Below are 22,066 nucleotides of genomic sequence, written 5' to 3'. Positions count from 1 at the left end.
TCACCCGTCCGCCCGCACCGCGACCTCCCGCGCCCACCGGTAGTCCGCCTTGCCGCTCGGGGAGCGCCGGATGGCCTCCGCGATCACCAGCTGCCGGGGGATCTTGTATCCGGCGAGGTGGGTCCGGCAGTGGGTCTGGATGTCGTCGAGCGACGGCTTTGGCACGCCGTCCCGCAGTTGTACGACCGCTGCCACGTGGTGGCCCCACTGCGCGTCCGGGACCCCCGCGACCAGCGCGTCGTACACGTCGGGATGGGACTTGAGCGCCTGCTCGACCTCCTCGGGGTACACCTTCTCGCCACCGGTGTTGATGCACTGCGACCCGCGTCCCAGGACGACGACGACACCGTCCTCGTCGACGGTGGCCATGTCGCCGAGCAGCACCCAGCGCTCGCCGTCCTTCTCGAAGAAGGTCTCGGCCGTTTTCCGCGGGTCGTTGTAGTAGCCCAGCGGTACGTGGCCGCACTGGGCGACCCGGCCCACCTCGCCCGGCGCGATCGGCTCGTGGGTGGCCGGATCGACCACCTGGGTACGGGAGTTGACCCGGACGCGGAAGCCCCGTTCGGGGCCGGAGTCGTCCGTGGCGGTGCCGTTGAAGCCGGACTCCGAGGAGCCGAAGTTGTTGAGCAGCATCACGTTCGGGACGAGGGCCTGGAACTGCCGGCGCACGGTGTCCGACATGATCGCCCCCGACGACGACACGCTGAACATCGACGACATGTCCGTGCCCTTCATGGGCCCTTCGAGGGCGTCGATCAGCGGGCGCAGCATGGCGTCGCCGACCAGGGACATGCTGGTCACGCGCTCCTTCTCGACGGTCCGCAGCACCTCCTCGGGCACGAACTTGCGGTGGATCACGATGCGTTGGCCGAAGTTGAAGCCGATGAAGGCGGTGAGCGTCGAGGTGCCGTGCATCAGCGGGGGAGTGGGGAAGAAGGTGATCCCCGAGCCGCCCGCGGCGACCCGCTCGGCGAGTTCCTCGGGCTTCTTGACCGGCTCCCCGGTCGGCGCGCCGCCGCCCATCCCCGAGAAGAACAGGTCCTCCTGACGCCACATCACACCCTTCGGCATCCCCGTGGTGCCCCCGGTGTAGATGATGAACTGGTCATCGGGCGAGCGCCGCGGGAACCCGCGTTCGGGCGACCCGGCGGCCTCGGCGTCCGCGAACGCCACCGCGTCCACCGCCTCCACCGCCGAAGCGCCACCGTCACCGATCCGCACGAGATGCCGCAGCTTCTGCGCCGACGGGAGCGCCGCCGCGACCCGTTCGCCGAACTCCGCGTCGAAGAACAGCCCCACCAGGTCGGCGTCCCGGTACAGGTACACCAACTCGTCCTCGACGTACCGGTAGTTGACGTTCACCGGCACGACCCGCGCCTTGAGGCAGCCGAGCGCGACCTGGAGATACTCGATGCCGTTGTACATGTGCAGCCCGACGTGCTCGCCGGGCCGTATCCCGCTGTCGATCAGATGGTGACCGATGCGGTTGGCCGCCGCGTCCAGCTCCGCGTAGGTCAGCCGGCGCTCCGCTCCCGTGCCGGGGATGTCGAGGTACACGAGTGCCTCGCGGTCCGGGACCACTTCCACGACCGACTCGAACAGGTCGGCAAGGTTGTACTCCACCGCTCCTCCTGACCTCGGCCAGCACCGGCTGCCGGTCATCAGAGCAAAGGGCGGCACAACTGTGAAGGGTCCGCGCACAACAAATCTGACTACCTGTCAGAAAACTCTTGAAGAGGCCGGTCCGCTCCTGCAACCTGTTCTCGTTCTTTCAGAGGGGAGACGGTTCATGGGTGGGACGGAACACCTCACCGTGCGGCGCGAGGGCGCCACACTGGTGCTCACGCTCAACCGGCCGGAGGCCAGGAACGCGCTCTCGCTGGCGATGCTCGTCGGCCTGTACGACGGCTGGCTGGAAGCCGACGCGGACGACACGGTCCGCTCGATCGTGTTCACCGGCGCGGGCGGCTCGTTCTGCGCCGGCATGGACCTCAAGGCCCTGGCCGGAAAGGGCATGGAGGGCGAGCAGTACCGGGACCGGCTCAAGGACGACCCCGACCTGCACTGGAAGGCGATGCTCCGCCATCACCGCCCCCGCAAGCCGGTGATCGCCGCCGTCGAGGGCCACTGCGTCGCCGGCGGCACCGAGATGCTCCAGGGCACCGACATCCGCGTCGCGGGCGAGTCGGCGACCTTCGGCCTGTTCGAGGTCAGACGCGGACTGTTCCCGATCGGCGGCTCCACCGTCCGCCTCCAGCGCCAGATCCCACGCACCCATGCCCTGGAGATGCTGCTCACCGGCCGCCCGTACAGCGCCCGTGAGGCCGCCGCCATCGGACTGATCGGCCATGTCGTCCCGGACGGCACGGCCCTGACCAAGGCCCTGGAGATCGCCGAACAGATCAACGCCTGCGGCCCGTTGGCCGTCGAGGCCGTCAAGGCGTCCGTCTACGAGACCGCCGAACTGACCGAGACCGACGGCCTCGCCGCCGAACTCAAGCGCGGCTGGCCGGTGTTCGACACCGCCGACGCCAAGGAAGGCGCCCGCGCCTTCGCGGAGAAGCGCCCGCCCGTCTACAAGCGCCACTGAAGGAGGCCGGCGATGCCGGAAGTCCTGAAAGCCCCGCTGGTCGTCGAGTTCCCCTTCACCCGTTCCCTCGGCCCCGTCCAGAGCGCCTTCCTGACCGGCCTGCGCGACCGCGTCGTCCTCGGCGTACGCACCGGCGACGACCGCATCCTCGTCCCGCCCGTCGAGTACGACCCCGTGACCGCGGAGGAGCTCCGCGACCTGGTCGAGGTGGCCCCCACCGGCACGGTCACCACCTGGGCCTGGAACCACGAGCCGCGCCGCGGCCAGCCGTTGGACACCCCCTTCGCCTGGGTCCTCGTCCGCCTCGACGGCGCCGACACCGCCCTCCTCCACGCCCTCGACGCACCGGATCCCGACTCCGTCCACACCGGCATGCGCGTCCGGGTCCGCTGGGCCGAGGACCGCGTCGGCGCGATCACCGACATCGCCTGCTTCGAACCGTACGACGGAGAGGCGGCCCGACCGAGCGGCCACAGCGGCGAGTTCGAGGACCCGGTCACCGGCATCGTCGCCGCCGCCCGCCTCGACTACACCTACTCGCCCGGCCGTGCCCAGACCGCCTACATCAACGCCCTCGCCGACCACCGGGCCGTGGGCGAACGCTGCCCGTCCTGCCGCAAGGTGTACGTGCCCCCGAGGGGCGCCTGCCCCACCTGCGGCGTCGCCACCTCGGAACAGGTCGAGGTGGGGCCCGGCGGCACGGTCACCACCTTCTGCATCGTCAACATCAAGGCGAAGAACCTCGACATCGAAGTCCCCTACGTCTACGCCCACATCGCCCTCGACGGCGCCGACCTCGCCCTGCACGGACGCATCGGCGGCATCCCGTACGACCAGGTGCGGATGGGGCTCAGGGTCGAACCGGTGTGGACGGAAGGGGGCCGCTACCCCGACCACTACCGGCCCACCGGCGAACCCGACGCGGACTACGAGACGTTCAAGGAGCTGCTGTGACCGCCGTGAGCAGGGACATCGCCGTCATCGCCGTCGCCCAGTCCGACATCCTGCGCTCCACCGCGGAACAGTCCGAGGTGGAGATGCTCATGCCGGTCCTGCACGACGTCCTCGACCGGACCGGCCTGAAGACCGCCGACATCGGCTTCACCTGCTCCGGCTCCTGCGACTACCTCGCCGGACGCGCCTTCTCCTTCACCCTCGCCCTCGACGGCGTGGGCGCCTGGCCGCCGATCTCCGAGTCGCACGTGGAGATGGACGGCGCGTGGGCGCTGTACGAGGCGTGGACCAAACTCCTCTCCGGTGACGCCGACACCGCGCTGGTGTACGCGTACGGCAAGTCCTCGCCCGGCTCCGTCCGCGACGTACTGACCCGGCAGCTCGACCCGTACTACGTGGCACCCCTGTGGCCCGACTCCGTCGCCCTCGCCGCCCTCCAGGCACAGGCGCTCATCGACGCGGGCGACACCGACGAACCCGCCCTGGCCGAGATCGCCGCCCGAAGCCGCGCCACCGACAACCCCCGTGCCCAGCTCCGGGGTTCGGTGCCGCAAGGGGCCTATGCCGTACGGCCCCTGCGCACCGGCGACTGCCCGCCCATCGGCGACGGCGCCGCCGCCGTGATCCTCGCGGCGGGGGAGCGAGCCCGCGAACTGTGCCCGCGCCCCGCCTGGATCCGCGGCATCGACCACCGCATCGAGGCGCACGGACTCGGCGTCCGTGACCTCACCGACTCACCCTCCACCCGCCTGGCCGCCGAGAAGGCGGGCGCCTTCGAACGGCCCGTGGACACCGCCGAGTTGCACGCGCCGTTCACCTCGCAGGAGGTCGTGCTGCGCAAGGCGCTCGGGCTGGACGACAGCGTCCGGGTCAATCCTTCCGGGGGCGCCCTCGCCGCCAACCCCATGATGGCCGCGGGGCTGATCCGTATCGGTGAGGCCGCTTCGCGCATCCACCGGGGTGAGTCCGACCGGGCCCTCGCCCATGCCACCTCGGGTCCGTGTCTGCAACAGAACCTGGTCGCTGTACTCGAAGGGGATCCGCGATGAGCAAGGAGCCCGTGGCCGTCGTAGGCATCGGCCAGACCAAGCATGTCGCCGCGCGCCGGGACGTGTCGATCGCCGGGCTCGTCCGGGAGGCCGCCCGACGCGCGCTCGACGACGCCGAGTTGACGTGGGCCGACATCGACGCCGTCGTCATCGGCAAGGCGCCCGACTTCTTCGAGGGCGTCATGATGCCGGAGCTGTACCTCGCCGACGCGCTGGGCGCGGTGGGCAAGCCGATGCTGCGGGTGCACACGGCGGGCAGCGTCGGCGGTTCCACCGCCCTCGTCGCCGCGAACCTGGTCGCGGCCAGGGTCCACGCAACCGTGCTCACCCTCGCCTTCGAGAAGCAGTCCGAGTCCAACGCCATGTGGGGGCTGTCCCTGCCGATCCCCTTCCAGCAGCCCCTGCTGGCCGGGGCGGGCGGGTTCTTCGCGCCGCACGTGCGCGCGTACATGCGCCGCACCGGCGCACCCGACACGGTCGGCTCCCTGGTCGCCTACAAGGACCGGCGCAACGCGCTCAAGAACCCCTACGCCCACCTCCACGAGCACGACATCACCCTGGAGAAGGTCCAGGCCTCGCCCATGCTCTGGGACCCCATCCGCTACTCCGAGACCTGCCCGTCCTCCGACGGCGCCTGCGCGATGGTGCTCACCGACCGGGCCGGAGCCGCCCGCGCACCCCGCCCGGCGGCCTGGATGCTCGGCGGCGCGATGCGCAGCGAACCCACCCTCTTCGCGGGCAAGGACGCGGTGTCGCCGCAGGCCGGCAAGGACTGCGCCGCCGACGTGTACCGGCAGGCCGGCATCGCCGACCCGCGCCGGGACATCGACGCCGTCGAGATGTACGTGCCGTTCTCCTGGTACGAGCCCATGTGGCTGGAGAACCTGGGCTTCGCCGACGAGGGCGAGGGCTGGAAGCTCACCGAGTCCGGTGTGACCGAACTCGACGGCGACCTGCCCGTCAACATGTCCGGCGGCGTCCTGTCCACCAACCCCATCGGCGCCTCCGGCATGATCCGCTTCGCGGAGGCGGCGCTCCAGGTGCGCGGACAGGCCGGGGAGCACCAGGTGGACGGTGCCCGGAAGGTGCTCGGGCACGCCTACGGCGGCGGATCGCAGTTCTTCTCGATGTGGCTCGTGGGGTCCGAACCCCCTGATGCGTGAAATGCCCCCGGCAGGTCGCTGAAAGGTCCCCCTCACGTGGCCTGTCGGCGGTCGGAGACGATCGCTAGGCTGGCCCGCGGACGACGCAATCGGGAGGAGCACGGACGTGGCCGAGACCACCATCCAGCAGCAGCCGCTCATGGGCTGGGACAAGCCCGAGCTGGACCTCACCACCGCCGAATGGCAGTCCAGCAGCCGTGGCCGGGGGGATGTCCAGATCGCCTTTGTCGAGGGATTCATCGCGATGCGCAACAGTGGCCGCCCGGAGAGCCCTTCCCTGATCTTCACACCCGCCGAGTGGGGCGCGTTCGTGTCGGGCGCGCGGGAAGGGGAGTTCGACCTCACCTGAGGCGAGGTGCGGCGAGGTGACGTGTCGCGGCTCGACGCGAGCCGCTGAGCCGGGGGTGTTCCGCCCGTATTTCCGGACACGCGACCGTGAGCACACCCCCGGGCCGACGGCCTGAGCGAGGCTGGCCCCGGGGGACGGTCGTATCCCGGAGGTGAGGAACCCATGAGCACCCTGCCGGTCATCGCGGCGGTCGACGGCTCGCACGACAGCCTGCGCGCCCTCGACTGGGCGCTGGACGCCGCCCGCAGGCGGCGGGCACCGCTGCGGGTGGTCCATGTACGGCAGTACGCCGCCTGGGCCCAGCCCGACGTCCTGGTCGCCGGGCCGCCCGCGCCGGACGACGATCCGGTGCTCGACGAGGTGCGCGACCGCCTCGCGGATGTCGCCGAGCGGCCGGTCATGGAGTACCTCGCGGTGGAGGGCGCGCCGAGCGCGGTGCTGCCCGAACTGGGTTCCGCCGCCCAGCTGTTGGTGCTCGGTTCCCGGGGGCGCGGCGGTTTCGCCAGTCTGCTGCTCGGGTCCAACGGCATGGCCGCGGCCCGTGACGCGGAGTGCCCGGTGGTCGTGGTGCCCCGGCCGGGCCGCGAGGTGCACGACGGTGAGGACCTGGCCGTCGAGCCGGGGCCCCGCGTGGTCGTCGGCCTCCAGGTCGACGCCCCCGACGAGGCGACGCTGGCCTTCGCCCACACCGAGGCCGCCGTGCGCGGCGCCCGCCTCCAGGTCGTCGCCGCCTACCAGTGGCCGCTCCAGGCCTGGGCCGTTCCCGGCGAACTCGTGCCGCCGGTCATCGACCAGGACGTCGTCGAGGGCGAGACCCGTACCCTCGCCGAGGGCTTCCTCGCCCCGCACCACAAGCGCCACCCGGACGTGCCGGTCGACCTCGGCGCGGCCCCGGGCGACGCGGCCGGGCATCTCGTCGCCGCGTCGAAGGACGCCGAGCTGGTCGTGGTGGGCCGCCACCGGCGCAGACTGCTGGCGCCGACCCGGATGATCGGGTCGGTGACACAGGCGGTGCTGCTCCACGCGGCGAGCCCGGTGGCGGTGGTGCCGCCGGAGGCGGCTAATGGGTGAGGGTGCCCTCTATCATTAGCTCTATGCAGGACCCGACGAACGGCGACGCCCGCCTCGCCCTCGACCTCGCCCTCACCATCCGCCACGACGGTCACGGCGGCGTCACCGACGACCTGACCGACCCCGCCGGACTCACCGACTGGGTGCGCGCCCACCCCGACACCGCCCCCTCCGGTTTCGTCGCCGGGGACGCGGAGCTGGCCGCCGTACGCGAACTGCGCGCGGCGGTCCGCGCCCTGTTCGCCCGCGCGGTACGCCCCGGCGCGCCCAGCCCCGCCGACGCGGCCCGGCTGATGCCGCTACCGGCGGCCCTCGACGCCCTCAACACGGCGGCCGCCCGCACGCCCACGGTCCCCGTGCTGCACTGGGCCGAGGACGCCGAACCCGTCGTGGAGCACCGGGTGTCCGGCGCCGAGGACGACCTCACGGCGGTGCTCGCGCGGGCCGCGACCGCCTTCCTCGCCGGCCCCGACCGCCAACGGCTGCGCGCCTGTCACGCGCCGCGCTGTGTGCGGTACTTCCTCAAGGAACATCCACGACAGGAGTGGTGCAAGCCGGCTTGCGGCAACCGGGCACGGGTGGCCCGGCATCACGACCGGCACCGGAGGCCCGCCGACAGCCTCGGCGAGTAACGCCCGAACCCGGGTCGCGCGGCCCCCGGCAGGCGTACGCTGAGGTGCCTGAAGGTCACGGTGTGCGTCCGCTCCCCGCGCGGACGTACCGCCGCGGCAGGGGGTGTGCCATGGGGCGGCGCAGCATGCGGAGCGATCGCACGCTCTTCGAGCGTGAGAGTGAACTCGCCGCTGTCGACGAGGCGTTGGGAGAACTGACCGGGCTGCGCGCGGACGGCGCGGAACCGGTCGGGCAGCCCCGCGGCGCGCTCCTCGCCTTCGCCGGACCCGCCGGACTCGGCAAGACGACCCTGATGGCCGAGGTCCGCCGCCGCGCCGCCGCCCGTGGCTGCACCGTCCTGTCCGCCCGCGGCGGCGACCAGGAACAGCGCGTCGCCTTCCATGTCGCCCGCCAACTGCTGCAACCCCGGTTCGCCGGCGCCGCAGAGGCCGACCTCCGTGCCCAGCTGGGCAGTTGGTACGACATTGTCGGCCCCGCCCTCGGCCTGTGCGCCCCGACCGACGGCGCCCCACCCGACCCCCAGGGCCTGCGCGACGGCCTCGACTGGGTGCTCACCCATCTCGCCGTGCAGCGCGCCCCGGTGGTCCTCGCCCTCGACGACGCGCACTGGGCGGACCCCGAATCCCTGCGCTGGCTCGCCGCGTTCGCGCCCCGCGCGGAGGAACTGCCGCTGCTCGTCGTCGTCGCCTACCGGCCCGACGAACTCCCCGATCACGCCGAGTCGTTCAGGGGCCTGCCGGGACGCGCGGGCGGCCGGCCCATCGACCTCGAACCGCTCAGCGCCGTCGCTGTCGCCGGTCTTGTCCGTGAGGCCCTCGGCACCCACGCCGACGACGCGTTCTGCCACGAGTGCTGGGCCGTCACCGCCGGCAACCCCTTCGAGGCCGTCGAGCTCACCGCCAAGGTCCACGACCGAGGCCTCCACCCGACCGAGGCCGGCGCCCATCTGCTGCGCGACCTCGCCGCCGCCGTCAAGGGCAGCGGCCTGATCGCCCGCCTCGAACGCCTCGGTACCTCCAGCGTCCGCTTCGCCTGGGCCTGCGCCGTGCTCGGCACCGAGATCCATCCCATGCTCGCCGCCGCCGTCGCGGGCCTCGGCCATGAGGAGGCCGCGGACGCCGCCGACGCCCTGCGCGGCGCCCGCGTCCTCACCGGCGCCGAGACCCTGGAGTTCGTCCACCCCCTCATCGCCACCGCCGTCTACCGGGCCATCCCCTCCGGCGTCCGCGTCGCCCTGCACGGCCAGGCCGCCTGGTGCCTCATCAACGACGGGCAGGGCCCCTCCGCAGCCGCCCGCCACCTCCTGGAGACCCACCCCGACGGCGACGCCTGGGTCGTCCAGCAGCTCCGCGCCGCCGCCGGCGAGACCCTCCGCTCCGGCGCCCCCGACGCCGCCCGCAGCTACCTCGCCCGCGCCCTGCGCGAACCGCCGCCCTTCGAGGACCGGGCCACCGTCCTCTACGAACTCGGCAGCGCCTCCCTGCTCACCGAACCGGCCACCACCGTCAACCACCTGCGCGCCGCCCTCGACGAACCGATCGCCGAGCCCGGCCTGCGCCACCACATCGTCTACCGGCTCTCCCAGGTCCTCGCCCACAGCGACCGTCTCGCCGAGGCCTCCGACACCCTCGCCCGCGAGATCCGCGTCACCGAGGACGCCCGCGTCAAGCTGCGCATGCTCTCCGAGCAGTTCATGTGGGACGCCTTCCGCGCCGACGAACCCGACCACCCCTCCCGCTCCCGCCGCCTCGCCAAACTCGCCGACCGCCTCAAGGGCCGCGACCTCACCGAGCGGTACATCATTGGCCTGCGCACCTGGGACGCCGTCCTCCGCGGCGAACCCGCCCACGTCGCCCTCCAGCACGCGGAACGCGCCCTCGCCGGCGGTCTCGGCTGGGCCGAGCCCGACCGCGGCTTCGAGGTACCGGTCCTGGTCGCGCTCGCCTTCATGTACGCCGACCGCCCCGGCCGCACCGAGGAACTCTTCGCCGCCGGCATCGCCGACTTCGAACGCCAGGGCTGGCGCGGCGGCCACCTCTCCTTCGGCTACACCCTCCTCGCCTACGTCCGCTACCGCCGCGGGCGTCTCGCCGAGGCCGAGGACTTCGTCCGCGCGGGACTGCGGCTGGCCGAACGCGTCGGCCCCGGCACCCCCGCCCACTGGTACGCCGTCGGCATCCTCATCGAGGTCCTCCTCGCCCGCGGCCGGGTCACGGAGGCCGCGCGGACCGCCGAGGACCACGCCTTCAGCGAGCCCTTCCCGGCCGCCGTCGTCTTCCCCGACGCCCAGACCGTCTACGGCGAACTGCTCCTCGCCCGCGGCCTCACCAAGGACGCCGTGGGCCAGCTGGCCTCCGCGGGCCGGCGCCTCGACCCGCGTGGCATCCGCAACCCCGCCTGGTGCCCCTGGCAGCTCCACCTCGCCCGCGCCGAGAGCCACGACACTCCCGAACGCGCGCTCACCACCGCCCTCGAAGCGCTCTCCCGCGCCCGCCAGTTCGGCACCCCCTCCGCCATCGGCCAGGCGCTGCGGACGGCGGCGGAGGTCTCGTCGGGTTCGGCCCGCGTCAAATACCTGGAGGAGTCGGTCGCCCACCTGGAGTGCTCACCCGCGGCCTACGAGCTGGCCTGCGCGCTCGTGTCCCTGGGCACGGAGCTGCGGCGGACGGGGAGGGCGGCGGAGGCTTCCGAACACCTCTACCGGGGGCTCGACGCGGCCGTGCAGTGCGGCGCCGACGGACTGGTGGAGGCGGCCCGGGAGGAACTGGCCGCGGCGGGGCTCCGACCGAGGCGCCTGCACAGCACGGAGACGGACACCCTCACGACCCGAGAGCGTGCAGCGGCGACGTTGGCGGCCGAGGGCCGTACGAGGCCGGAGATCGCGAGGGAACTGCACTTGGACGAGCAGGCCGTCGTACGCCTGCTGTCGGCTGTCTACCGAAAGATGGGAACAGACAGCACAGGACTGCGGGAGGCACTGAAAGGGACCTGAGGGCAACGCCGTAAGGGGCGCGGGGAACTGCGCGGCCGGCCACACCCAGCCCGGACCCTGCAACCGACCCCAGCCCACCCCGCACCAACCCGGCCCGGCCCCGTACCATTGGCACATGTCGTTCCTCCGCCGCCGCAGCGCGACTCCCGCCGGCCCAGACTTCGACGTACTGGCCATGGACCCGGGCGACTGGCCCGGCAACCTCGGCGCCGGCCTGCTCCCCGCCCCCGACGGCACCTGCCAGGGCGTCTTTCTGCGCTACGACCTCTTCGGCGGCCGCGGCCCCGCGATGATCATCGGCAATCTCCCCGAGGGCTCCCCGGCCCGCGACCTCGCCGAGGGCGAGATCCCCTTCGAGGTCGCCCAGCTGCTGATCGCGCTGGAGAACGACGAGGAGGTGACCGTCACCGAGACCGAGGACATGCCCGTGATGCAGGGCGACAACCTCATGATCGTGCGCCGCCTCAAGCTCTCCGAGAGCCGGATCTCCTGCGTCCAGTTCGACCGCAGCGACAACGTCCTGGTGACCATCGCCGCCTGGGACCGCCCCATCACGGACGACCTGTACGCCCTGCTGAAACCGCTCCCGGCGGAGCTGTTCCAGCAGGGCTGACCGGCCCCGCCGCTAGCGGGACGGCAGCACGTCCACGTCTGCCGCCCGCACGAACGCGACCCGGTGGCCGTACTGGATCTCGTAGTACAGATCCTTGCCGACCACGACCTTGTGCGAGTCCGTGGTGAACGTGACCGCGTAGTAGTACTCGCCGGGCACCTTGTCACCGACCACGTACTTCTGCTTCTCCAGCAGGGTGTACGGCAGCGGCGACACCGCCTGCGCGGGCACCCCCGCCGGGTACGCGGAGGCCTCGGGGTAGGCGCGGCCGTACACCGGCACGGACGTCAGGCCGGCCTTCGGGGTGACCACCAGGCCGCTCGTGCGCACCGCGGTCGGATCCTTCGCCGGGTTCTCGAACCAGGCCTTCTGGCCCAGGTACCAGATCGCCGTCCAGCGACCCTGCTGGTCGGCGACCGCGTACTGCTGACCGGTGGAGACCCGCGAGGAGATGTCGTTGACGCCGGTGCCCGGCGTCGTGCCCAGGCCGATGTCCTTGATCAGCGGGTAGTCCTCGCCGGGACCGGAGTACAGGCGTACCTCGCTCGATCCGTGTGCCGCGCAGGGCTCGCCCTTGGTGACGCACCCCGTGTATTCCGGCTGGTTCGTCGCGTAGTCCGGCAGGATCGTCACCACGCCGTGGCCCCGCTTGGCGTCGGGGGCGTCGAAGGGACGGCCGAGCAGCTCGAAGTAGTGCCGCCAGTCCCAGTACGGGCCGGGGTCGGTGTGCATCCCGGGAACGCTGCCCGTGGTCGGCCCCGGCACGTTGTCGTGGCCGAGGATGTGCTGCCGGTCCAGCGGGATGGCGTACTTCTTCGAGAGGTACTTCACCAGCCGGGCCGACGACCGGTACATCGCCTCCGTGTACCAGGCGTCCGGGTTCGCCAGGAAACCCTCGTGCTCCAGGCCGATCGACTTGGCGTTGACGTACCAGTTGCCGGCGTGCCAGGCCACGTCCTTGGCCTTCACATGCTGGGCGATGTGGCCGTCGGTGGAGCGCAGGGTGTAGTTCCACGACACGTAGGTGGGGTCCTGGACCAGGTTGAGGACACCGTCCCAGGCACCCTCCGTGTCGTGGATGACGAGGTACTTGATGCTCTGCGAGGCCGGGCGGTCTCCCAGGTCGTGGTTGCCGTAGTCGTTGTCGCCGAACTCCTCGTACGGCGCCGGGATCCACTCGCAGGACACCGACCTCGGGCACTCGGTGTCACCTGCGCCGAGCGTGCGCAGACCCGTCTCCGCCAGCTGCGCCGTGGCGGGGTCGACGCCGGGCCGGGCGGCCAGGGCGACCTGCTGGCCCGCGTCCGTGGTGCGTTCCTCGCCGGTGCGGATCACGTCGTACACGTCGTTCGCGTAGGCCTCCGCAGTCGCGGTGTCGTCCGCTCCGGAGAAGCGGGCCACCGCCCCGTACCAGTCCGCCGGGTCGTCGCTGAGCGGCTCGCCCAGCTTCTTCTGGGCGTTGGCGAGCAGTGCGGCGCCACCGGCGACGTTCGCCGCGGGGTCGGTGCGCAGCTCCTCCGCGCTCAGGCCCGTCAGCTCCGCCGCCTTCGGCAGCGTCGTCAGCCGGGCCGGGAACTCGGTGGGCGTCGGTGCCTGCGCCGAGGGGAGCAGGGCGGCGCGGGCACTGTCGCCGCGCGCGTCCTCCGTGCCCTCGCTGTGGTGGGTGGCCCCGGCGAGCGCGGTGCGGGCGTCGGTGAGATGCATCGGGCCGTAGCCGCCGGTCACGCTCGGCGCACCGGCGTGCGCGTCCCAACGGGACTGGAGATAGGAGACGCCGAGCAGGACGCTCTGCGGCACCCGGTACTCGGTGGCCGCCGAGGCGAACGCCAGTTGGAGGCTGTTCGCCGACGACTGCGCCCCGGCGGAGGGGGCCGCGCCGAGCAGGGGGAGCAGCAGGGCCGCCGTCGCGACGGCGGTGCGCGTACGTCTGTGCCCGGAGGCACTGTTGGCTGGGACTCGCAAAGCAGCCTCCTGGGACGGTCGGGCGCGATGAGCCGTGCGGGGCCGGGCGTGCGTCAGTGGTACCGGCTTGCCGACGATCCGTCAATCATGCCCAGGAAAGGGCGAATTCCCTTGTCAACCAGGGGCCACGGGAGTTTCGTGGCGGCGGCTCCCGTGCCTGCGGGGCGTCAGTGGCTTACACCAATGGACGTGCGGCCGCGGGTCCGCGAGCGGACATACGAAGGTCCGCGCTGCGCCGCTGTCCCTGGCGCACCGCGGACCGACGTCCCCGTCAGCGAGTGCCGACCGCCGCGCGTACGGCCCGTCGGGCCAGCTGGCAGTCGTCGTGCAGCCGCCTGAGCAGCAGCCGCTGTTCCTCGCCGGACGGCGCAGCACCCGGGTGGGCCGCTCCCGGTGCCGCCGGGGTCGTGTCGTGCATCGACCGCTGCACGGCCGTCTCGTAGGTACGGATCTCCCGGGTCAGGACGAGCATCAGGTTCACCAGGAACGCGTCACGGGAGGCCAGGCCCGCCGACTGCGCGATCTGGCTGATCTGACGGCGCGCCACCGGGGCGTCGCCGAGCACCGACCACAGCGTCGCCAGGTCGTAGCCCGGCAGATACCAGCCCGCGTGCTCCCAGTCCACCAGCACTGGACCGGCCGGTGAGAGCAGGATGTTCGAGAGCAGTGCGTCGCCGTGGCAGAACTGGCCCATGCCCTGTCGGCCCGCCGAGAGCGCGATGCCGTGCAGCAGCTTCTGGAGGTCGCCCATGTCCCGGTCGGTGAGCAGCCCCAGCTCGTGGTAGCGGTTGATCCGGGCCGCGTAGTCCAGCGGGGCGTCGAAGGTGCCCGCCGGCGGCCGCCAGGCGTTGAGCCGGCAGATCGCGCCGAGCGCCGCCCTGATGTCCGCCCGCGGCGGCGCCTCCGCCGGATGCCGGTGCAGGGCCGCCACCCGGCCGGGCATCCGCTCGATCACCAGGGTGCAGTTGTCCGGGTCCGCCGCGATCAGCCGGGGCACCCGCACGGGCGGGCGGTGCCGGACGAACGAGCGGTATGCCGCTATTTCGTGGCGGATCCGCTCGGCCCACACAGGGGAGTGGTCCAGTAAACACTTCGCGACGGCCGTGCTGCGCCCGGTCGTCCCCACCAGGAGGACGGAGCGTCCGCTGCGGCGCAGCACCTGCACCGGAGCGAACTCCGGGCAGATCCGGTGCACCGACGCGATCGCCGTACGCAGCTGTGCGCCCTGAGGGCCGGACAAGTCGAGTCTCCCGCTGAGCGGTTGGGTACCGATCCCCGGTACGCGCCGCGTCCGGCCGGCACCGAGCACGGGAGCCGCCGGGCGGGCGGGGTCGAGGTAGGGGCCGCTGCCCGCCGGGCGGGGGTGCAGCGACCGGGGCGGGGCGGACACGGAGGACGATGCTGCGTACATGGGCGAGACAGATCCCTTCGTGTGCCAGCAGTGCAGGTATCTGCGCGAACGGGTCAGGTCCACGCAATCGCGCTCCCCGGCCCGGCCCCCTGGATGCACCCTGGGGAATGCACCCGTCATATGTAGGAGACCGGGTCGGGGTGGCGCTTTCCTACCTGACACCCGATGCCCAGTGGCACACCATCTGGCGCACCCTGGCGAACCCTGGCGAATAGTCGCCCGGCAACTCTCACCGGGCTACTGTCAACTCAGCCGAGAACCTGGGGGCTTGACGTGAGCGGACAACCCAACACCCGTCTTTCGGATCTGTTCGGCCTGGCCGGCTGGTCCAAGGGCGAACTCGCGCGGCTGGTCAACCGGCAGGCGGCGGCCATGGGCCACCCCCAGCTCTCGACCGACACCTCGCGGGTGCGGCGTTGGATCGACATGGGAGAGATCCCGCGCGATCCGGTGCCCCGTGTGCTGGCTGCCCTGTTCACCGAGCGTCTCGGCCGTGTCGTGACCATCGAGGACCTCGGTCTGGTCCGGCACGGGCGTACGGGGAAACGGCAGGGCGACGGGAGCGCTGAACATCCCGACGGCATGCCATGGGCGCCCGACCGAACCGCTGCGGTCCTCACCGAATTCACGGGAATGGACCTCATGCTCAACCGACGCGGCTTGGTGGGTGCGGGTGCCGCGCTCACCGCGGGATCCGTACTCAGCAGTGCCATGCACGACTGGCTGCACACCGACCCGGCCCTCACCGCCGACGCCCCCCAGTTCGACGACCCCCTGCACGCCGACCCCGCTGGGTTCGACCGTTACGAGGCCGCCCCCATCGGGTCGCAGGAGATCGAGGAACTGGAGCGCTCGGTCGAGGTGTTCCGGGCCTGGGACGCGGCCCGCGGGGGCGGGCTTCAGCGCAAGGCGGTCGTAGGCCAACTCAACGAGGTGGGCGGCATGCTCGCCTACCGCCACCCCGACCATCTCCAGCGGCGCCTGTGGGGCGTCGCCGCCAACCTCGCCGTCCTCGCGGGCTGGATGTCGCACGACGTCGGCCTGGAGCCCACGGCCCAGAAGTACTTCGTCATCGCCGCCCACGCGGCCCGTGAGGGCGGTGACCGGCCGCGCGCCGGGGAGGCGCTCTCCCGAGCGGCTCGCCAGATGGTGCACCTCGGCCGGCCCGACGACGCGCTCGACCTGATGAAGCTCGCCCAGTCCGGTTCGGGCGACGAGGTGCTGCCGCGCACCATGGCCATGCTCTACACCGTGGAGGCCTGGGCGCAGGCGTCCATGGGCAAGGGGCAGGCGATGCGCCGCACCCTCGGCCGGGCGGAGGACCTCTTCGTCTCCGACCGCAGCGACGTGCCGCCGCCGAGCTGGATGCAGATGTTCAAGGAGGAGGACCTGTACGGCATGCAGGCCCTGGCCTACCGCACGCTGGCGGAGCACGAGCCGGGCGCGGCCGCGCACGCCCAGCACTACGCGGAGAAGGCCCTGGCCCTGCGGGTCGACGGACGGCAGCGGTCGAAGATCTTCGACTTCCTGTCGATGGCCTCCGCCTGCTTCATCGCGGACGACCCGGAACAGGGCGGTACGTACGCCCGGCTTGCCCTGGTGTCGATGGGCTCCAACTCCTCGCACCGCACCTGGGACCGGCTGCGCCAGATGTACCGGCTCACCGCCGAGTACTCCAGCTACCCGAAGATCCACGAGCTGAGGGAGGAGATCAAGCTGGCCCTGCCGAAGCCGGTGAAGAGCGGCAACAGCGCACGGGCATAGGGGGTTTGTGCGCTGAGTCCGACGTGAATCTCAGGCAGTGACCTTGGCGACGAGCACGCAGGCGTCGTTCTCGCGCTCGGTCTCGCCGAACTCCTCCACGACCAACCGTAGGCAGTCCTGTGCGGTGCGCGCCCCGGCAAGGCGCGGAGCCAGGTCGAGGAGACGGTTCACGGCCGCTGTGCTGTCGTGCCCCGGCATCAGTCCGTCGGTGTGCAGCACCAGCAGGTCGCCGGCTTCGAGGGTCTCTTCGGCCTGTTCGTAGACAGCACCGGAGGTCGCGCCGAGCAGGACGCCGTCCGGTGCGCTCAGCCTGCGCCCCGTCCCGTCGCGGAACAGCAGCGGGGCGGGGTGTCCGGCCTGTGCCCAGGTGAGCGTCCGGGTTCCGGGCCGGTAGCGGCAGCAGACCGTGCTACCGAGGGCCGGTTGTGCCGTGGCGTGGAGTAACTGGTTGAGCCAGCACAGCAGTTGTCCCGGTGCGGTGCCCGCCATCGCCATGCCGCGGACGGCACCGAGCAGCGTCGCCATGCCGGACGTCACGGCGACGCCGTGCCCGGTGAGATCGCCGACGCTGAGCAGCATGTCGCCGTCGGCGAGTGGGAGGGCGTCGTACCAGTCGCCACCGATCAGCGTGCTCGCCGACGAGGGCAGATAGCGCGCGGCCAGATCGAGAGTTTCCGAGCTGCCCTCCGCACCCCTCCCCGGACCCTGTCGCGGGAGCCGCGGGGAGCCGAGCCACGGTGGCAGCACGGCCTCCTGGAGCTCGACCGCGAGCCGGTGCTCCGTCTGCGCGTGATGCCGGTGGCGCTGTAGCGAGTCTCGGCTCTCGCTCACCACCCGCTGACTGCGGCGCAGTTCGCTGACGTCCCGCAGTACGGCCCACATCGAGGCGGTGCTGCCGTCGGTGCCGAGCACGGGCTCGCCCATCATGTGCACCGTGCGTACGGCGCCGTCCGGGCGCAGCACACGGAACTCGCCGTCGATGGGCTTGGCGTCGACAAGACAGTCCGTGACCATCGACGTGAGCTTCGGCCGGTCCTCGTCGAGGACCACGGCGGGCAGTTCGTCGAGGGTGAGCGGGGGAGCCGCCGGGTCGCGGCCCAGGATCTGGTACAGCTCGCCGGACCAACTCGCCTCGTCCGTCAGCAGGTTCCACTCCGCGCTGCCCACCCGGCTGAGGAGGGAGCCGCGCCGGGGAGCGGTCGGCGCGGCCTGCTCGACGGGTGGGGGTGCGGCGGGTGCGAGAACGGCGGGGCCGTCCCGCAACTGGGCCAAGTGCTCGTCCAGATCGCTGAGTTGGTGCAGTGCCAGGTCGTAGAGCGCGCGCTGCCAGCGTCCCTGCGGGTCCGATCCGTCGTCCTGCGCGTCCCGTCGTACGGCGTCCACGTCGCCCTTGAGCCGTCGCGCCTGCGTTATCAGCGCGTCGACCGAGCCGCGACCGGGCGGCTGGGCGGCTGGGCGGTCCGCAGAGAGATGGGACGGCATGACGCACTCCGATGCGGGACGGTACGACCAAGGCGGGCGGAGGGACCGTTACGACTGTGGCACAGCCCGCGACGCCCTGTAAGGGATTTGGCAACACCCGATACGGTGGTGCTTCTGGCATATGCCACAGTCTTCACGGAGGGGTTTCCCCGTCTGAATGCTGTACCTCGCCTGCCGGGCAAGTCGTAGTCAGCGTACGTGAGTTGACGGGCTGTCGAGTGCTCTGAGCGCGGATTCATTTACGTGTTCGACGGTCGGGTGTTCTAAGAGGTGCCAGCGGATCTGGACGGGGTCGTGCCGGGCGCGGATCCGAGGCGGTTCGGGTGACGTAGGTCACAGGAATTGATGGGGCTTCCGCGTAATGCAAACGGCAGCTGCGAGCTCCTACAGACACGTCGGTGATACGGCCGACCTCCGACCCGCAGTGGGGACCGATCATGGACATCACCATCGAGCAGCCCGCCCAGGGCCGCCTGATCACGGCCGACGAGCAGGAGCTGCCCGCCGCCACGACCTTTCGCTACACGTCCGCGGACCCGCTCGCGGTGCACATCGACTTCCCGCCCGAGATCTCCCTCGACGGCGACGTGGTCACCTGGACCTTCGCGCGCGCTCTGCTGGAGGCGGGCCTGCGCGGTCCGGCGGGCGGCGGGGACGTGCACCTGTGGCCGTGCGGCCGGGCTCGTACGGTCGTCGAGCTGCACTCGCCGTACGGGCTGGCGCTGCTCCAGTTCGACACCTCCGCGCTGCGCCGCTTCCTGCTGCGCACGTACGCGGTCGTGGCGGCCGGGCAGGAGGACGTCGGCGCGGAGGTGGAGCGCGGGCTGACCGCGTTGTTCGGGACCGTGTGAAGGGGTCCTGCCGCGCCTTTGGGGTCAGGTGGCTCGGCGTGGCCTCAGGGCTGCCGGTCGTCCACCGCGACGGCTCTCGCCAAGGTCCAGACGGCGACGATGTCGAGGGTCATCACGCTGATCGACCACAGGGGATAAAAGGGGATGAACATGAACTGCGTGATCAGGCTGATCGCGCCCAGTGCGGCGCCGGCCCCCGTGCCCCAGCTCTTGCCGAGCAGTACGCCCAGGCCGGCGGCGACGAGCCCGATGCCCACGACGACATGGATCCAGCCCCAGGCCGTCAGGCTGAACTCGTAGGTGTAGTCGGGCGAGCTGAAAAGGGTGTCGCTCGTGACGCCGACGACACCGAGGAGGATGCTGAGCGTCCCGCTCAGCTCCAGTGCCCAGCCGGCGAAGAGGGTGAGACCTCCGCCCAGGCGTCGTGCGCTCATTTCGGGGTGTCGGACCCCGCCGGATGTCTGCGCCATGTGAGGGCCTTTCCGTGCCGTGCGGTCGTTGCCGGGACCGGCGTCAGTACCGCAGCACCCCCGCGATCCCGTGGGCGTCGCCCAGGGTTCCGTCCGGGACGAAGCGCACGTCGGCGCCCGTCTCCAGGCACTGCTCGACGATCTCGTCCACGATGTCCTCGCGGGCGTCGAGGTCGTCACTCGCGGCCGGGACCAGATGGTCCCCGCCGCCGTCACGCACCGTGATCCGGTAGTTCTCCTCGACGGCGAGCAGCCGGACCCTGCCCTCCCGGGCGTTCTGCCAGACCTCGTCGACGCCGGCCGCGAAGGCGCGGCGACCGCGTGCCGTCTCCAGTTCACGGGCCACCGCGGCGGTGTTCTTGCGGGTCTCGGCCTCGTGCAACGGCCGTACCGCGTGCCACACCGCGTCCGGCGTGCCGTGCGCGAGGCCGCCGTGCGGGATGTGCACCGCGTCCTTGGTGACACTGCCGACCTCGTCCAGGACGGAGAGTGCCGCCTGTTCGCCGGTGACGTACAGCGGGCGTGGCTGATCTCTGAGGATCTTGGCCATCGCGGTGTCGGCGTCGCGCAGGAAGTGACGCGTGCTCTCGTCCCGGAAGGTGCTCGGCATGTCGCCGATCCGCTCCTGGCGCTCGGCGTCGAAGTTCTCGCGGTGGTCCCTGGTGAGGGGGAAGCCGGCGAGCCGGTCCTCGACGACGCGGTCGGTGCCGCCGTTCCAGAGGGTGGCGCGGTCGGGGGCGACCGACAGGACCCAGAAGGGGCGCTCGGAGGCCTGCGCGGAGACGAGGTTGCGGGTGAGGAAGGTGTCCGACAGCACGACGCGTTCGGGCACGCTGCGGGCGAGCGACCACACCTGGTGCTCACCCGGCGCTGCGAAGATCACCAGGCCGTCCTCGGTGTGTGCCAGGTCGACCTCGGCGAGGGCCTGGTCGAGCTGGCGGGCGACGTCGAGGCGCCGCTCCCGGGGGACCGCGGGATCGGCTTCCAGCTGCTTCTTGGCCTCGGCCACGACATTGCGCAGCCGGACCGGGTCCTGGGCGTTGTCGGGCTCCCGGCGATGTGTCGGAGTCAGCACGGACACCGCTGGATAGGGGCGTGGGCGCCGGAGCTCGGAGAGGGTCGTGGGACTGAGTGCGTGCTCCATATCAAGCACGATAGGACTGATTTGACGACGGGGCATCAGGGGCGGGAGGGCCTCCCCGGCGGGGACCGTCAAGCCGAGCAAACGGGACATTTCGCTGCTAGCGTCGCTTGAGTCGCCGGAACCGAGGACGCCCATGACTCAGGCAGACACCAAGACCCAGTCGCCGCCCGCCGCGAAGCTGTCCCTGCCGACGCTCACCACCATGGTCGTCGGCTCGATGGTCGGCGCGGGCGTGTTCTCCCTGCCGCGCCGGTTCGCGCAGGAGACCGGTGTGGCGGGCGCGCTCATCGCCTGGGCGGTGGCCGGCACCGGCATGCTGATGCTCGCCTTCGTCTTCCAGACGCTCGCGGTGCGCCGGCCCGATCTCGACGCCGGCGTGTACGCCTACGCCAAGGCCGGCTTCGGTGAATACCTGGGCTTCTTCTCGGCGTTCGGCTACTGGGCGAGCGCCTGCGTCGGCAACGTGACGTACTGGGTGCTGATCATGTCGACCATCGGCGCGATCGCCCCCGCGCTCGGCGACGGCGACACCGTGCTCGCGGTGGTGCTCTCCTCCGTGGGGCTGTGGCTGTTCTTCGCGCTGATCAGCCGGGGTGTGAAGGAGGCGGCGGCGATCAACCGGATCGTCACGGTCGCCAAGGTCGTACCGATCATCGTCTTCGTCATCCTCGCGCTCTTCTATCTCAAGCCGAGCGTCTTCGCCGACAACTTCGGCGGCGCGGACTACGCCGGCTCCCTCTTCAACCAGGTCAAGGGCACCATGCTGGCCACGGTGTTCGTGTTCCTCGGTGTGGAGGGCGCGAGCGTCTACTCCCGGCACGCGCGGCGCCGCGAGGACGTCGGCCGGGCCACGATCCTCGGTTTCGTCAGCGTCTTCGCGATCTTCGCGTCGGTGACGATCGTGTCGTACGGCATCATGCCGATGGCCGAGATCGCCGAACTGCGCCAGCCCTCCATGGCCGAGGTGCTGGAACACGCGGTCGGCACCTGGGGCAAGGTCTTCGTCAGCGTCGGCCTGATCGTCTCCGTCCTCGGCGCCTATCTGGCCTGGACACTGATGGCGGCCGAAGTGCTGTACGTGGCCGCCAAGGACGACGACATGCCGCGCTTCCTCAAGCGTGCCACGGCGGCCGACGTGCCCGTGCCGGCGCTCGTGATGTCCACGGTGCTCAGCCAGATCGTCCTCGTCGTCACCCTGTTCTCCGACGACGCCTTCAACTTCGCCCTCGACCTGACCAGCGCGCTGACCCTGATCCCCTTCCTGCTGGCTGCGGCGTTCGCGGTGAAGATCGGCTGGGGCGGACCGCGTGGCCAGGTGGCGGTCGCCACGCTCGCCACCGTCTACACCGCGTTCCTCATCTACGCGGCGGGCCTGAAGTTCGTCCTCGTCTCCTTCATCATCTACGCCCCCGCCACCGTGCTGTTCGTGATGGCCCGCAGGGAGCAGGGCCGACGCCTGTTCTCACCGCGCGAGTTGGTCATCCTCGCCGCGTCGGTGGCCGGCGCGGTCCTCGGCGTCGTGGCCCTGGCAGTGGGCTGGATCAGCCTGTGAAGTCCCCGGAAGGTGC

General features: G+C 71.6%; 18 protein-coding genes. 12 read left to right on the top strand and 6 right to left on the bottom strand.

The window, feature by feature from the left end:
• Positions 1-1,623 carry an acyl-CoA synthetase gene (locus OG866_RS04805; RefSeq protein WP_329332152.1) on the bottom strand — a complete coding sequence of 541 codons (1,623 nt, stop codon included), beginning with the start codon at positions 1,621-1,623 and terminating at the stop codon, positions 1-3.
• Between the two features lie 166 nt (positions 1,624-1,789).
• Here OG866_RS04805 and OG866_RS04800 point away from each other — a divergent pair, with 166 nt between their 5' ends.
• The 9 genes from OG866_RS04800 (at position 1,790) to OG866_RS04760 (ending at position 11,414) form a co-directional block, all read left to right on the top strand.
• The gene (locus tag OG866_RS04800) at positions 1,790-2,590 is read left to right on the top strand and encodes a crotonase/enoyl-CoA hydratase family protein (RefSeq protein ID WP_329332151.1); all 801 of its coding nucleotides are present in this window, start codon (positions 1,790-1,792) and stop codon (positions 2,588-2,590) included.
• A 12-nt stretch (positions 2,591-2,602) separates the two neighbouring features.
• Positions 2,603-3,544, top strand: coding sequence for a Zn-ribbon domain-containing OB-fold protein (locus OG866_RS04795; protein ID WP_329332150.1), 942 nt, complete (start codon positions 2,603-2,605; stop codon positions 3,542-3,544).
• Between the two features lie 5 nt (positions 3,545-3,549).
• Positions 3,550-4,593, top strand: coding sequence for a thiolase domain-containing protein (locus OG866_RS04790; protein ID WP_329343921.1), 1,044 nt, complete (start codon positions 3,550-3,552; stop codon positions 4,591-4,593).
• Complete coding sequence (locus tag OG866_RS04785) at positions 4,590-5,756, top strand: thiolase domain-containing protein (protein ID WP_329332149.1); 1,167 nt, start codon at positions 4,590-4,592, stop codon at positions 5,754-5,756. The genes OG866_RS04790 and OG866_RS04785 overlap by 4 nt, the downstream gene beginning before the upstream one ends.
• Positions 5,757-5,862: 106 nt before the next feature.
• Positions 5,863-6,105 carry a DUF397 domain-containing protein gene (locus tag OG866_RS04780; RefSeq protein ID WP_329332148.1) on the top strand — a complete coding sequence of 81 codons (243 nt, stop codon included), beginning with the start codon at positions 5,863-5,865 and terminating at the stop codon, positions 6,103-6,105.
• 162 nt (positions 6,106-6,267) lie between these two features.
• On the top strand, positions 6,268-7,176 hold the full coding sequence (locus OG866_RS04775; RefSeq protein WP_329332147.1) for a universal stress protein: 909 nt from the start codon (positions 6,268-6,270) through the stop codon (positions 7,174-7,176).
• Between the two features lie 23 nt (positions 7,177-7,199).
• The gene (locus OG866_RS04770) at positions 7,200-7,808 is read left to right on the top strand and encodes a CGNR zinc finger domain-containing protein (protein ID WP_329332146.1); all 609 of its coding nucleotides are present in this window, start codon (positions 7,200-7,202) and stop codon (positions 7,806-7,808) included.
• A gap of 110 nt (positions 7,809-7,918) precedes the next feature.
• On the top strand, positions 7,919-10,801 hold the full coding sequence (locus tag OG866_RS04765) for an ATP-binding protein (protein ID WP_329332145.1): 2,883 nt from the start codon (positions 7,919-7,921) through the stop codon (positions 10,799-10,801).
• A gap of 115 nt (positions 10,802-10,916) precedes the next feature.
• Positions 10,917-11,414: a hypothetical protein gene (locus OG866_RS04760; RefSeq protein ID WP_097260169.1), complete on the top strand. Its 498-nt coding sequence runs from the start codon at positions 10,917-10,919 to the stop codon at positions 11,412-11,414.
• Between the two features lie 12 nt (positions 11,415-11,426).
• Here OG866_RS04760 and OG866_RS04755 read toward each other — a convergent pair whose 3' ends face one another.
• The gene (locus OG866_RS04755; RefSeq protein WP_329332143.1) at positions 11,427-13,376 is read right to left on the bottom strand and encodes an N-acetylmuramoyl-L-alanine amidase; all 1,950 of its coding nucleotides are present in this window, start codon (positions 13,374-13,376) and stop codon (positions 11,427-11,429) included.
• A 271-nt stretch (positions 13,377-13,647) separates the two neighbouring features.
• Complete coding sequence (locus OG866_RS04750; RefSeq protein ID WP_329332142.1) at positions 13,648-14,787, bottom strand: aminoglycoside phosphotransferase family protein; 1,140 nt, start codon at positions 14,785-14,787, stop codon at positions 13,648-13,650.
• A 273-nt stretch (positions 14,788-15,060) separates the two neighbouring features.
• On the opposite strand from OG866_RS04750, the gene OG866_RS04745 reads away from it, so the two are divergent.
• Positions 15,061-16,551: a DNA-binding protein NsdB gene (locus OG866_RS04745; RefSeq protein WP_329332141.1), complete on the top strand. Its 1,491-nt coding sequence runs from the start codon at positions 15,061-15,063 to the stop codon at positions 16,549-16,551.
• Between the two features lie 30 nt (positions 16,552-16,581).
• Here OG866_RS04745 and OG866_RS04740 read toward each other — a convergent pair whose 3' ends face one another.
• The gene (locus tag OG866_RS04740) at positions 16,582-18,033 is read right to left on the bottom strand and encodes a PP2C family protein-serine/threonine phosphatase (protein WP_329332140.1); all 1,452 of its coding nucleotides are present in this window, start codon (positions 18,031-18,033) and stop codon (positions 16,582-16,584) included.
• A 437-nt stretch (positions 18,034-18,470) separates the two neighbouring features.
• Here OG866_RS04740 and OG866_RS04735 point away from each other — a divergent pair, with 437 nt between their 5' ends.
• On the top strand, positions 18,471-18,884 hold the full coding sequence (locus OG866_RS04735; protein ID WP_329332139.1) for an SsgA family sporulation/cell division regulator: 414 nt from the start codon (positions 18,471-18,473) through the stop codon (positions 18,882-18,884).
• A gap of 44 nt (positions 18,885-18,928) precedes the next feature.
• Here OG866_RS04735 and OG866_RS04730 read toward each other — a convergent pair whose 3' ends face one another.
• Both OG866_RS04730 and OG866_RS04725 read right to left on the bottom strand, forming a co-directional pair.
• Positions 18,929-19,318, bottom strand: a complete 390-nt coding sequence (locus OG866_RS04730) for a DUF7144 family membrane protein (protein WP_329332138.1) — start codon at positions 19,316-19,318, stop codon at positions 18,929-18,931.
• A 79-nt stretch (positions 19,319-19,397) separates the two neighbouring features.
• Positions 19,398-20,498: a baeRF3 domain-containing protein gene (locus OG866_RS04725; protein ID WP_329332137.1), complete on the bottom strand. Its 1,101-nt coding sequence runs from the start codon at positions 20,496-20,498 to the stop codon at positions 19,398-19,400.
• Between the two features lie 133 nt (positions 20,499-20,631).
• Here OG866_RS04725 and OG866_RS04720 point away from each other — a divergent pair, with 133 nt between their 5' ends.
• Complete coding sequence (locus OG866_RS04720; protein ID WP_329332135.1) at positions 20,632-22,050, top strand: basic amino acid/polyamine antiporter; 1,419 nt, start codon at positions 20,632-20,634, stop codon at positions 22,048-22,050.
• The last annotated feature ends 16 nt before the right edge of the window (positions 22,051-22,066 follow it).

Source organism: Streptomyces sp. NBC_00663 (assembly GCF_036226885.1).
GTDB lineage: Bacteria > Actinomycetota > Actinomycetes > Streptomycetales > Streptomycetaceae > Streptomyces.
Note: the sequence above shows the minus strand (reverse complement) of the source record. Positions and strands in the feature narration are given on the sequence as shown.